Below are 12,927 nucleotides of genomic sequence, written 5' to 3'. Positions count from 1 at the left end.
CGTATGCTTGTTTCTTTTCTTCACTTGCGTTTGTGTAAGAATCTCCTGCTTTTACTTCATCAGCTTTAGCTACTTCTGCTTCTAAGGCTTCTTTAGCTGTTGCTTTTTCTGTTATTGTTACAGTTACTTCTACTTGTTCACTTGTTCCATCTGGATATGTTACTGTTGCTGTTATTTTATATTCTCCAGCTTCTGTTCCGTCTGGTAAAGTTTGTCCTTCATCTATTGTTATTACAGGTTTTTCTTCGGCATCTTCAGGATAGCCTGGTACTGTAATTGCTCCAGTGATGTCAGCTTCTGTTACTGCTGTTCCTTCTTTTGTAACTGGGCTTACTTCTGGAGTGTAGATGTCTTTTTCTTTATTTGCTTTTTCACCCCATACAGCATAGACTGTTTTTGATTCTGTTACATTATCAAGTATGCCATCTTCTGCAGCTTTTGCATCTGGTGTGCTTGCCCATCCTAAGAATTCTTTTCCTTCTTGGCTTGGACTTGGTGCATTTATTCCATCTTCTATATTGTCTGACTTTGTACTTGTTCCGTCTTCATACTTTCCACCATTTGCATTAAAGGTAATTAGTATTTCATCTGAGTAAATAGCATATACCTTTTGGTGTTGTTCCACTGGTGTTTCTGATGTGAATTTATAGCTAGAATCAAGAGCATCAAATGCACTTGCTTTAACTGTGGTACTTCCAAGTTGATTTTTACCTTCTTCAGTTACCCAACCTAGGAATGTTTTTCCAGCAGCTGTTGGATTTTCTGCAAATCCATCTCCTGTTCCTTCTACTACTCCAGTTCCTTCAAAACCATTTGCCATATATCCTGCTTGGTCACGGAATAACACATTATCTGGTACTACCTTTGAAGTAGTTTGTGAGCCGTCAGTAAAAGCACCTTCTGTTGCATCAAATAGTACTCTAGCCTTTACTCTAGTTTCTAACCAATCTGATGCCAGAGATGAACCGTCTGAAGCATTAGTATAGAATCTCATATCTTTTAATAGGTTTAGGTTAAGTGCTTCTCCTTCTCCTACTCCTAATTCTCTTAGGTCATCTAGACTTATTCTATATGGGAATACTTTGTACTCTTGTCCATCTACTACTACTAGCTTTGAAAGATCTTCTCCTACTATATTGCCATCACCATCATATTCATTAGAAGCTGCAACAGCTGTTGCTACGTAAACTTTTCCGTCTGGAGCATAGTAACGCATTCTAATATTTCCACCATCATATTTAGTAAAGCCTAGGATATAGTTGGTAGGATCGTTAAAGTCATTAGCATCTACTTGGTTATTAAATTGATCGTTAAAGGCATTTTCATTATAAATTATCTCTTCATCATTAAAAGCACTTTCATAAGTGTTATTTGTAAATGCTTCTAAGTATGGAAGATAAATTGACTTGTTTACTGAAACTATTGATAAGTTGTCTGTATGATCTACCCAAGCCATTTTTTCGTATCTTTCATCTGATTTTGTAAGAGGAGTGTATTTGATATATGATGTTAGATTTTCTTCTTTGACTCCATCTTCATTGTAGGCTTCTACAATTATATCTGTGCCAGCTTCGAGTTTGTCTACATCTATCTCAAAATTACCACCAGTTGGTAATACTGCTCTATTTGCACTATTAAACAAATCATCTTCGTCATCATCTTTCCATGTTCCTCCCTTAGTAAAGGTTATGGTTTTAGTTTCGCTTGATCCTTTTGGAGTATAGATAAGTTTAAATGAACCCTTATCCTTTCTGTAGATATGAAGATCTATATTTCTATTATTATTTATTTCTAAAGTAGCAGCTCCCTCATTTCTCTCTGAGCCGTTATTTTGTTCAATAAATGATACTGGACCTTCGATAGCGTTGTTATCTGGTAGGTAAACTCTTATAGCTTCACCCGCTTTTAGAGTAGCACCTTCACGAAGAGTTATTTCATAGATGCCTGCAGCTACTTCTTCTATAGAATCAATACTACTTGTACCTACATCTAAATTTTTACCTTTTACATAATAACCTTGCATAGTTCTTATAAGGGCTGTATCTTTATCACCTATTTGAACCATGATATCTTGTGTATCATCTTTTGCAATGCCAGATACATCTATTATAAACTTTTGGCCTGGACTTATTACAGATTCAGTATCTTTATTTTCTTCAAAGATATTCCAACCTACGGGGTTTGTTTCAAGGAAGCCTGTCATCAACGAAAACTTTTCTTGATTCTTTTCTGTAGTTAAGATGTCTTGGAACTTGCTTTTATCTACATTATAATCTACTGTTGTAAAGTATAGGCTATTATTATAGACAGTTCCTCTTAATCTATCTACTCTAACTGTCTTTACTCCATCTTTTGTAAAGTTTTCTTCTGCTATAACTATATAAGCAATTTTACCATCTTCTGAATAATTTATATCTGATTTTTTAATATAAATAGCATCTTCAATATTATTTGGCTTCTTATCTGCATCAGCTAAATATACCTTCGCTATACTTCCATTTTCATCTTCTTTGAAGAATTCAACAAGACGAGCATCAAAGACTTGAGTAAAGCCTTGTGGCTTATCTTCTAGACTCTTACTGCTTATAGTATTTTTGTTAGCAGTTAAACCTACGTCATCTAAACTTTCATATTGAGTTCTTAGTATTGCTAAGTTCTCATCTGTAGTCTCTGGATTTGATATAAACTCTGTCATAAATTGACTTTGAAGAGCATTTTGGTCACTATCAGCTTGAGGTCCTTTTAAAAATTCAGATCTTATGCCATCTGCTAAGGCAATAGCTGTCTTTCTAGTATAAGTAGAATAATCTAATGGACTTCCTTTTGGTGCATAGGCATATACCATCTCACCTTTATTATCTACAAATCTCATTTGGATAGAGTAGTTGTTTTTACCAAGAGATTCTATAGTATTACCATCTTTTAAAACAAGATTTATAGGAAGATTGTTTATTTGACCACTTCTATTTAATTTATCATCGACCTTTAAAGCCTTATATCCACCTAGATCAGTAAAAGTAAATTTATTTCCATCTTTTGATACTGCATATGATTTTTCCCAGTCGATCTTATCTTCAAGATCACTGTCAATTTTAAATACTGCATTGTGCCATACTGCAGATACTACTGTTGACATTTCTTTATAAACTAGTCTTAGGTTAGTATTACCTTCGCTATCTAAAAAGTAACCATCATAGTTTATATCTACTGTATCTATTGGATCACTTTCTCCGACTCTTACTAGTCTTTGATTTTCAGATAAATTCCAGTAATCTTCGTCGCTTGAAGTGCTTTCCCAGTTTTCTTTTACTTCGGTTTCGCTAGAAACTATAGTACCTTCTGGTTTATTTGTTGTAGAAGGCTCACTTTCTCCTTCGGCTGCTCTATTTTCATACAAAGCCGCTTCAGCTGCATTAGCAAAGGTTACATCTACAAGTTCTGATGAATTATCTTTATAAGTTACTTTAAAAGTTCCATTAAGACTTTGGCTATTTGGCTCAATAGTCCATTCATATTTTGCACCTTCAAGATCGCTTATATTTTCTATTAGATCTTCGATTTTAATTTTTTCTTTAAATTCAAGACTTTCTTTTAGTTTTACATCTAATAGATCACTTAGTTTTTCTTCTGTTTTTTCATCTTCTATAACTTCTTCATCACTTTCGTTTTTAGAAGTTGGAAGTTCTGCATTTTGTTTTAGACTTTGATTTTCTTCTAATAGATCATTAGTAACTTCTTCGCCATTTTCACTTGTAGGAGTTACAGGATTTTCTTCTTTTAGCTCTGTATCTTTGTCTAAAATCGTAGTAAGCTCTTCTAGATTTGCACTTTCTTTCTCTTCTGTAGGTATTGGAGATATTTCAGAAGCCTTTACTTGTTGAGGTGTAACAAGTATCCAAAATCCCAATAAACAAGATACCAAACCTATAGAGAGTTTCCTAGTTGCATATTTAGGTTTTTTCTCACTAGTCATTTGTTTTTTACGAGCAATAATTTGCTTCATTTTTTCTTGAGAATTCATACAATTTCCTTTCTATATTTTTGATTTAAATCAAATTTCATCATTTACAACTAACAAAAAATCTAATATATAAAAAACAAATTATTAATTTAAATCTTATTAAGATTATAGTATCAATTAACAGTAAAGTCCAGAATATTGTGTAAATTTATCTAGTACAATATTTAATGATACATTCTAATATGTTTCTAGATGATGTTGTCCAGTCCTCAAGGTCTTCCTCTCTTTTTAGATTTTTATCCTTCAATTCCTTTTCTCTAAATTCTTTTACCCATCTTACAATTACTGAGGGGTTATTGATTTTAAATTCATTAGCTAGACTTTTATAGGACAATTCTCCTTTTAAATAAAAGTTTACTAGATTTAGCTTAAATTCTAAAGCGTAATTAGTATTTATTGTTTTAGTCCATCATAACCTAAGTTTTGATATGCATTAACCTATTATCTAATGATATTTTTATCTGGAAGATTATATTTTTGTTAATTAACAAAAATATTCATTGACTACTTTACTTTTGAATTCTCTACTATATTTTGCCATTTAAAAACTGACCTCCTTAAGTTAGTTTTTGTCTCTAACTTTTGTAGGTCAGTTCAAGAAGCTTTTGTTTTTAATAATTTGTTTTTTCTTTAACCTTAGCAGCCTTACCTTGACGATTTCTTAGGTAGCCTAGTTTAGCTCTTCTTACCTTACCACGTCTGGTTACTACTAATTTTTCGATTCTTGGTGAATGGTATGGGAAGGTTCTTTCTACACCTACTCCATAGCTTAGTCTTCTAACTGTAAAGGTCTTGTTGATTCCACCTTCGTGGATGTGGATTACTGTTCCTTCGAAGTCTTGAAGTCTAGTCTTATCGCCTTCTTTGATTCTGTAGCTTATTCTAACTGTATCACCTACTCTAAAGTCGTAGTTTTCTTTACGTAGGTTATCTTTTTCAATTTTCTTGATTAATTCCATCTTTACTCTCCTCTCGTAAGAATTTTTCGTATAGATCAGGTCTTACTCTTCTTGTTTTATCTATTGCACTTCGCCTATTCCACTCATCTACTCTCTTATGGTCGCCACTTATTAGTTCACTTGGTACCATGTAGCCTCGGAAGTTTCTAGGCTTGGTGTATTCATCTCCCTGAATCAAGGTATTGTAATGGGAATCTGTAATTAGGGATTCTCTTTTTCCTACAACACCCTCTATAAATCTTGCCATGGAATCTATGAGTACCATAGCAGGTATCTCTCCACCTGTTAGTACATAATCTCCTATAGATATTTCATAGTCCACATAGTGGTTGGTAATTCTCGCATCAATGCCCTCGTAGTGACCGCAAATTATTATAAGGTCTTTGATTTCTGCAAAGTCGATTGCTAATTTCTGATTTAATTTCTTGCCCGCTGCTGACATATAGCAGACTTTTGATTTTTGTTTTTTTACAGACATCAAAGCATCATATAAGACTTGGGGTTTAATAAGCATACCAGCTGCCCCACCGTATACTGTATCATCTACGTGATTGTGCTTATCGTTTGAAAAATCTCTTATGTTTACTAGATTTATTTCTAATTTTTTGTTCTCGATCGCTTTTCCTATAACTCCATAGGTTTTTAGAAATTCAAAACTTTCTGGAAATAGGGTAAGTATGGTAACTTTATTCATAGTCTTCTAAGTTATCTACTTCTATGGTTTTGTTGTCTACGTCAACATTTTTGATTACAGATTTTAAAGCTGGTAGGAGTATTTCCTTGTTGTCAGTTGTTTCGATTATATATACGTCATTGGGATAGACACCACTGATTATATCCTTAACCTTACCTGCTTTTTGCCCATTTGAGATAAGTTCAGCTCCTATTAGCTTATAGATATAAAATTCATTGTCTTTTAGTTTTCCTAGTTTTTTTTCATCTATGGTGACGTCTTTTCCTATGAACTTTTGTACTTGGTTTATGTCATCATATTCTTTGAATTTAATGACTTTTTGTCCCTTTTGATCAAAAGTTTTTTCAACTGTAAGTACTTCTTCGCCTATGTTTAGCTTGGCTCCCTCCTTAAATCTCTCAGGATTATCTGAAAGAATTTTTACCTTGAGGGCTCCTCTTATGCCATGGCTTGTTGTGATTTCTCCAACTGTAATTTTCATATTCTGATGTTGACCTTAACATCTTCCTTGATTGCCGCTGCCCTGGCTATAGCCCTTATAGAATTGATGATGTTACCATGAAGTCCTATCACTCTTCCCTTGTCGCTTTCTGCTACATGGATTATGATATCAACTTCTCCATCATTGTTGGTTTCTTCTATATTTACAGCGTCAGTATCTTCTACTAATTCTTTGACTATTAATTCAACTAGTTGTTTCATATTAAGCTAATACGTCGTTGTCTTTGAATAGTTTTTCTACAATAGAAGTTGGTTTTGCACCGTTTTTGATCCATTGTTTAGCTTTTTCGTTGTCTACTCTAAATTCTTTTGGATTAGAGATTGGGTTATATGTTCCGATTTCTTCAATGAATTTTCCGTCTCTTGGACTTCTTGAATCTGCAACTACAACTCTGTAAAATGGTTTTTTCTTTTGTCCCATTCTCTTTAATCTAATTTTTACTGCCATATTTTCCTCCTATTCGTTATTTAAAAAATGGCATTCTTGGGAATCTTCTTCCCCTTTTGCTTACTTTGAAGTTTGCCACTTTTTTCATCATTTTTTTGAGTTCTTTGAACTGCTTGAGCAATTTGTTAAGCTCGTTGATATCGACACCTGATCCCTTGGCTATTCTTTCTTTTCTAGACTTGCCAATTATTTCAGGTTTTTCTCTCTCCTTCTTGGTCATTGAATTGATAAGAGCTTCGATTTTGACAAAGCCACTATCATCTACGTTAACATCCTTAAGCATCTTTGAGTTAACTCCTGGTAGCATGCCTAGTAGCTCTTCAAGTGGACCCATGTTTCTTATTTGGTTAACTTGCTCCATAAAGTCATCTAGGGTATAGGTTTGTTCTCTCATTTTTCTCTCAAGCTCTTTGGCATTATCTATGGATAATTGCTTCTCGGCTTTTTCGATTAGTGAAAGGACGTCTCCCATGCCTAGGATTCTACTAGCCATTCTTGCTGGATGGAAGGGTTCTAGGTCGTCAAGTTTTTCTCCTACACCTATAAATTTGATTGGTTTTCCTACAACCTTTCTTATTGAAAGTGCTGCACCACCTCTGGCATCACCATCAAGTTTGGTTAGGATTACCCCTGTTATATCCAAGTATTCGTCAAAGGTCTTGGCAACATTTACTGCCTCTTGACCAGTCATTGCATCAACTACAAGTAATATCTCGTCAGGATTGATTGCTTCTTTTATATTTTTTAGCTCATCCATAAGGTCTTCATCTATTTGAAGTCTACCTGCAGTATCGACTATGGCCACATCGTAGTTGTTAGCCCTAGCATAGTCCTTGGCTTCTTTGGCGATTTCTACCGGGTCTTTCTTACCTCTTTCGAAAACATAGGCTCCAGCCTTCTCTCCTACAACTTTAAGTTGTTCAATAGCTGCAGGTCTATAGATATCAAGAGCTGCAAGCATAGGATTTCTGTTTTCTTTTTTTAATTTTACAGCAAGTTTACCACTGTGAGTTGTCTTACCTGAACCTTGGAGTCCCACCATCATAACCATGTGGGGAGTTGATCCCTTAAAGTCAAGTTTTGAATTTTCCTTACCCATAAGATTTGTAAGTTCTTCATTTACAATCTTAACCACCATTTGTCCTGGTGTGAGCGAGGTCATTACTTCTTGGCCAAGTGATCTTTCTTTGATTGTCTTTACAAGCTCCTTTACAACCTTGTAATTAACATCTGCTTCTAGTAAAGAGAGTCTGATCTCTCTCATAGCGGCGTCTATATCTTTTTCGCTTAGTTTTCCCTTACCGGTAAGTTTTCCAAGTGTTGCTTGGAGTCTTTCAGAAAGGCCTTCAAATACCATAATATCCCTCTTCTATATTTTTTCTATAAGTCTTGTTATCTCATCTTTAGCTTGTGTATAATTTGAATCATCCATCAGCTCTTTTATTAAAAATAGCCTATCCTTGAGGTTTTGCTTAGTTTCAAATAAAGAAAGCTCATCTTCAAACTCAAATAATTTCTCGACAGATCTATTTATCATATCAGATATAGCCTGCTTGCTCCTTTGAGTATTGTCAGCTATTTCTTGTAATGAAAGATCTTCGTTATAGTAGCTATTGATAACGTCTCTTTGTTTTTCATTAAGAAGTGGGCCATATATATCAAATAATTGAGCCACTTTTACTATTTTTTCCATAAAATCACCCGTCAAGCTTTTTACTTGACCCTCATATTATACACCCTCTAATAGCCATGTCAAGTAAAAATGTTGACAGCAAAAGTGAGGACAAAAAAGCCGGCATCAAGCCGACTTGTCCTAATTATGGTAGTTGGAAGAAAGAGTCTAATTCTTCTGAATCTTCATTATCTTTACTATCTTCATTGCTTTGCTCACTTTGAGGTTTTGCATTACTATACTCATCTACATTTGATGAATCGATATTAAAGGTAACATTTAATTTTTCTTCCTTACCATCTCTATATATAGTAATTTTTGCACTATCACCTACTGTGTAATTTAGTAGGGCCTTTCTTAGGGCTGACATATCTTTTACTTCTATACCATCTACCTTAGTTATCACGTCTTTTTCTTGGAAAGGACTTTCCTTATCGAAGACTGATACAACATAGACACCTTCTTCTATACCCAAATCATCGGTAAGAAAATTAGGTATTTGTTTTAAATAGTCAAGGGATTGTCCTGTTATTCCTAGGTAAACTGAACTAAATTCCCCAGTTTCCCTTACCTTTTCAATGACTGGTTTAACTATGTTGATTGGAATAGCAAAGCCTATACCATCACTATTACCAGCCTTAGCAGTATTTATTCCTATAAGGTCACCATTTGTATTTAGCAAGGCTCCACCAGAGTTACCAGAGTTAATTGCTGCATCTGTTTGCATAAGTCCATCCATGCTGACACCAGTATTGAAGGATACAGTCCTGTTTAGTCCTGATATTATACCACTGGTTACTGTTGATTGGAGTTCTAGTCCTAGAGGGTTACCTATAGCCACTACCCTATCACCAACTCCCATCTCATCACTATCTCCAAGTTCGATAGCTGGTAGGTCCTTGCCATCTACTTTTATTATAGCGAGGTCTAGGGATTGGTCATTCCAAACGAGTTTGGCTTCTTGGGTCTCGCCATCAGAATAGACAACATTTATCTTATTTACATTACCATCGCTTACTACGTGGGAATTGGTTACGATAAATCCGTCTTCAGTAACAATAGATCCTGAACCAATACCTTCTACATATCCAGATTGTTGGCCAAAAAATGTATCCTTAACCACTTCAGATATTGTGTTTATTCCAACGACAGAATCTATTGATTTTTTAACAACTAGTGATTCCATTGACTCTTCACCATTTGATGAAGATATACTAGTATTATTTTTCTTATTATCTTTATTGTCGGCTCTTTCTTGAACTTCTTGTCCTGGGCTTACTTCTGTGTTAGTGTTAGCATTACTGCCACCAACTAGAAAAAATACCAAGGCTCCACCTATTATAGCACCAAGTAGTCCTGATGCGAAGTGGGCAAAGCTTGAGCCTGATTTTCTTTTATCACTCATATTTACCTCCTATTTATATAATGATACCCTAATATTATGAAGAAAATTTGTCAAAGGTATTGATGCTAATATCTTATTTAAGCTAAAGCAAAATAAAATTAAAATTTTAGCTTATAACTTTAACTTCCCTTCCATTATATTTATATATTTAAAAAATATTTTTTATTTCATAGACCATATATTATATTTCTAGTCTAGGAGCTAGCTTAATTAAAGAAAAAGCTCTTCACTAAAAGCGAGAACTATAGCTTTAGCTATTTTCTTTCTTATACTCACCTGCTAGATCAAAGGCGTGATTGATTGGCCCTGAGCCCTTACCAAGATCAAGTCCTGCTGCCAAGGCTCCAGAGATATAATCCTTAGCCCTTTTTACAGCATCTTCTAGATCAAATCCATTGGCAAGGTTTGATGCTATAGCTGATGATAGGGTACAACCTGTCCCATGGGTATTTGGATTATCTATTCTCTTCCCCTTAAACCAAGTATAGGACCTTTCATTATATAAGAGATCATTGGCATCATTTACCTTATGACCTCCCTTAATCAAAGCTGCCACCTTGTATGTATCATATATCTTTGCACCTGCCCTAACCATATCATCTTCACTAGTAATCTTCTCCCCTATAAGGATCTCAGCCTCAGGGATATTTGGTGTTATAAGGCTTGCTATCGGAACAAGTTCATTCTTTAGAATTTCTATAGCATCATCATTTATAAGAACTGCGCCACTAGTAGCTACCATAACTGGATCAAGGACAATATTTTTTGCCTGGTAATGGTTTAATCTCTCAACTATGGTCCTAATCAATGAAGAAGTTGATACCATACCTATTTTTACAGCATCAGGATAAATATCTTCAAAAACCGAATCCAATTCTTCCTTCAAAAAATCATCACTAACATCTTTAATAGCAAAGACCCCAGTAGTATTTTGAGCAGTAAGAGAAGTTATAGCACTCATCCCATAGACACCATTCATAATCATAGTCTTAAGATCGGCTTGGATCCCTGCACCACCAGAACTATCAGAACCTGCTATTGTAAGAGCTGTTTTCATAAAAACCACCTTTCAAATTCTTTAAATAAAAATAGGAGCTTCTAAGCCCCTCATCAATAGTACTGCAAGCCCAAAGGCTAGCATAATCATCCTAAGCCAAAGGCTTATATCTTATTCACTTTTACTATATGGTAGGAAAGGAACAAATACAAGAAAGGGCTTTCTCATTTGCTAAGGTTAGATAAGAATTATAGGAAAAATCTAAAAAAGGGCCACCGCCTGATGACCCTTACTTATAGATTTCTCTCCTATGGCCTACTGCAAGGGCAAGGATTAGGAGTTTGTCGTCTTCTATTTTGCAAATAAGTCTATAGTTACCTATCCTATACCTCCAGTAGCCTTTCTTGTCTCCTACCAAGGCACGTCCCTTGCTTCTAGGATCTTCAATTCCATCAATATTATTTTTTATATACTTCAATATAAGTCTGGCTTCATGCTTATCTATTTTTTTGAAAGTATTATCAAAAGACTTGCTTCTAACTAACTTATACATCTAATTCCCTATACAAATCTTCCATACTATAAGTTACAGGATCCTTGAGATATTCTTGGTAGGCCTCTTCAGCCAATTTTAAGTCATATTCGTCTTCAAGTTTTTCGAGTATGGCACTTTTTACAACATCAGAAAAAGTCTTATTAGCAAATTTAGCATAGTCATTAATAAGTTTTTCTTCTTCACTAGTAAACCTTATTGATTTAACGATTGTATCCATCTTATCACCCCTTTATACTACTATTGTATTACACAAGTCATAAAAATCAAACCCTATTTCTAAGTAGCTAGCATTTTTAGGTACAAAAAAAGGAATGCTGTTAACCAACATTCCTTGCACTCTTTGGTGCGGGATAAAGGAGTCGAACCTTCACGAGAAATTCCCACTAGATCCTAAGTCTAGCGCGTCTGCCAATTCCGCCAATCCCGCATATGGGGTGAGTAGTGAGACTCGAACTCACGGCCTCCTGGGCCACAACCAGGTGTCTTAACCAACTGGACCATACCCACCAAGCCATTACTTTTATAGTATACTATTTAATTAATAGTCTGTCAAGTATGAAGCAAATATTTTTTTGATTTTTATTATATATTCGCTTGTCTCATCTCTCAATGATTATATGATACTACGGATTTTATTTTTCGTCAAGTTTTTCTTTAAATTTTTTTATGTTTTATTTTTTCCCTTTTGGAGTAAGATGTTTATGAGGTGAATGTATGAATAAGAAAACTATTTTAAAAATTTTTGCTGTAGTTGTAGCCCTTGCTATGGTTGCTCCTATTATTTATAACGCTGTTTCTACTTTATGATTATTGATTCAATAGAATATAGCGACAAGTATGAGCTTGTGAGGCTTACTATAGAGGGTGAGTCTTTCTATACTTCCTATGATTTCTTCCACGAGAATAATTTTACCAAAGGAGATGAGGTGGATTTTGACCTTTACAAGCTTATTATTGAGGAAAATTCTTATAATAAAGCCAAGAATTACGTCCTAAAACGTATTTCCTATGCCAATAAGACTTCCTTTGAGCTAAGGAAGATCCTCATGGATAAGGACTATGACCCTTCTATTATTGATAGGGTAATGGACTTTCTTGATGAATATCATTTGGTAGATGATGAGGCCTATGTGAGATCTTTTATTAGGGATAAGTCAGAGATTAATTCCTGGCCCAGAAATAAAATCAGCTACAAGCTAAGGGCCAAGGGGATAGATGATGATTTGATTAATAGGTCCCTTGATGAACTTATTGATAGTGAAGATGAGTATGAGAAGGCCCTCTATTTTGCTAAAAAAAAGGCCAGGGGCGATTATTCTTTTGAAAATAAAAACAAGGTCTATAGGCACCTTGCATCTAAGGGCTTTGCCTATGATATTATTTCTAGGGTTATAGGAGAGCTTTTTTGATGGGACATTTTGTTTATATGCTAAGATGCAGGGACAATTCACTATATACCGGATACACGACTAATCTCGACAATAGAGTTAAGGCCCATAATTCTGGCAAGGGAGCCAAGTACACGAGGGCAAGGCGACCTGTAAAGTTAGTTTTTTATAGGGAGGTTGCCGATAAATCTACTGGCTTAAAATTAGAATACAGGATCAAGAAATTATCTAAGGCAAAAAAAGAAGAGCTAGTGAAGGACTTTATTAAGTGATTATCTAGCTCTTT

At 34.8% G+C, this 12,927-nt stretch carries 15 protein-coding genes and 2 tRNA genes; 2 read left to right on the top strand and 15 right to left on the bottom strand.

Annotated elements, in window-relative coordinates:
- The 15 genes from MUN42_RS04705 to MUN42_RS04635 form a co-directional block, all read right to left on the bottom strand.
- Positions 1-4,003 (bottom strand): Rib/alpha-like domain-containing protein (locus MUN42_RS04705; protein ID WP_243343286.1); only part of this gene is annotated, 4,003 nt, incomplete at its 3' end.
- 166 nt (positions 4,004-4,169) lie between these two features.
- Entirely contained in the window at positions 4,170-4,355 is a 186-nt protein-coding gene (locus tag MUN42_RS04700; protein ID WP_243343285.1) for a hypothetical protein, read from the bottom strand.
- Positions 4,356-4,632: 277 nt separating this feature from the next.
- Positions 4,633-4,980 carry a 50S ribosomal protein L19 gene (rplS, locus tag MUN42_RS04695; protein ID WP_243343284.1) on the bottom strand — a complete coding sequence of 116 codons (348 nt, stop codon included), beginning with the start codon at positions 4,978-4,980 and terminating at the stop codon, positions 4,633-4,635.
- Entirely contained in the window at positions 4,958-5,674 is a 717-nt protein-coding gene (gene trmD, locus MUN42_RS04690) for a tRNA (guanosine(37)-N1)-methyltransferase TrmD (RefSeq protein ID WP_243343283.1), read from the bottom strand. Before trmD ends, rplS begins: the two co-directional genes overlap by 23 nt.
- Positions 5,667-6,155 (bottom strand): ribosome maturation factor RimM, encoded by a 489-nt coding sequence (rimM, locus tag MUN42_RS04685; RefSeq protein WP_243343282.1) that lies wholly within the window; start codon positions 6,153-6,155, stop codon positions 5,667-5,669. Before rimM ends, trmD begins: the two co-directional genes overlap by 8 nt.
- Positions 6,152-6,376 carry a KH domain-containing protein gene (locus MUN42_RS04680; protein ID WP_243343280.1) on the bottom strand — a complete coding sequence of 75 codons (225 nt, stop codon included), beginning with the start codon at positions 6,374-6,376 and terminating at the stop codon, positions 6,152-6,154. Before MUN42_RS04680 ends, rimM begins: the two co-directional genes overlap by 4 nt.
- A 1-nt stretch (position 6,377) precedes the next feature.
- Positions 6,378-6,623, bottom strand: a complete 246-nt coding sequence (gene rpsP, locus MUN42_RS04675; protein WP_243343278.1) for a 30S ribosomal protein S16 — start codon at positions 6,621-6,623, stop codon at positions 6,378-6,380.
- Between the two features lie 16 nt (positions 6,624-6,639).
- Positions 6,640-7,980 carry a signal recognition particle protein gene (ffh, locus tag MUN42_RS04670; RefSeq protein WP_243343276.1) on the bottom strand — a complete coding sequence of 447 codons (1,341 nt, stop codon included), beginning with the start codon at positions 7,978-7,980 and terminating at the stop codon, positions 6,640-6,642.
- A 12-nt stretch (positions 7,981-7,992) separates the two neighbouring features.
- Entirely contained in the window at positions 7,993-8,316 is a 324-nt protein-coding gene (ylxM, locus tag MUN42_RS04665; RefSeq protein ID WP_243343274.1) for a YlxM family DNA-binding protein, read from the bottom strand.
- 124 nt (positions 8,317-8,440) lie between these two features.
- Positions 8,441-9,700: a trypsin-like peptidase domain-containing protein gene (locus MUN42_RS04660; RefSeq protein ID WP_243343272.1), complete on the bottom strand. Its 1,260-nt coding sequence runs from the start codon at positions 9,698-9,700 to the stop codon at positions 8,441-8,443.
- A gap of 250 nt (positions 9,701-9,950) precedes the next feature.
- Positions 9,951-10,757 carry a bifunctional hydroxymethylpyrimidine kinase/phosphomethylpyrimidine kinase gene (gene thiD / locus MUN42_RS04655; RefSeq protein ID WP_243343271.1) on the bottom strand — a complete coding sequence of 269 codons (807 nt, stop codon included), beginning with the start codon at positions 10,755-10,757 and terminating at the stop codon, positions 9,951-9,953.
- 229 nt (positions 10,758-10,986) lie between these two features.
- Positions 10,987-11,250, bottom strand: a complete 264-nt coding sequence (locus tag MUN42_RS04650; RefSeq protein WP_243343269.1) for a type II toxin-antitoxin system RelE/ParE family toxin — start codon at positions 11,248-11,250, stop codon at positions 10,987-10,989.
- Positions 11,243-11,470, bottom strand: coding sequence for a DUF6290 family protein (locus MUN42_RS04645; protein ID WP_243343267.1), 228 nt, complete (start codon positions 11,468-11,470; stop codon positions 11,243-11,245). The genes MUN42_RS04650 and MUN42_RS04645 overlap by 8 nt, the downstream gene beginning before the upstream one ends.
- A 124-nt stretch (positions 11,471-11,594) precedes the next feature.
- A tRNA-Leu gene (locus MUN42_RS04640) sits at positions 11,595-11,680 on the bottom strand.
- A gap of 3 nt (positions 11,681-11,683) precedes the next feature.
- Positions 11,684-11,760 (bottom strand) — tRNA-His (locus MUN42_RS04635).
- A gap of 296 nt (positions 11,761-12,056) precedes the next feature.
- Here MUN42_RS04635 and MUN42_RS04630 point away from each other — a divergent pair.
- Together MUN42_RS04630 and MUN42_RS04625 are read left to right on the top strand one after the other, a co-directional pair.
- Complete coding sequence (locus MUN42_RS04630) at positions 12,057-12,662, top strand: regulatory protein RecX (protein WP_243343265.1); 606 nt, start codon at positions 12,057-12,059, stop codon at positions 12,660-12,662.
- Positions 12,662-12,913, top strand: coding sequence for a GIY-YIG nuclease family protein (locus tag MUN42_RS04625; protein WP_243343264.1), 252 nt, complete (start codon positions 12,662-12,664; stop codon positions 12,911-12,913). The genes MUN42_RS04630 and MUN42_RS04625 overlap by 1 nt, the downstream gene beginning before the upstream one ends.
- Positions 12,914-12,927 lie beyond the last annotated feature (14 nt).

This window comes from Anaerococcus sp. AGMB09787 (assembly GCF_022808955.1).
Taxonomy (GTDB): Bacteria; Bacillota; Clostridia; order Tissierellales; family Peptoniphilaceae; genus Anaerococcus.
This window is presented reverse-complemented; position numbering and strand designations above follow the sequence as displayed.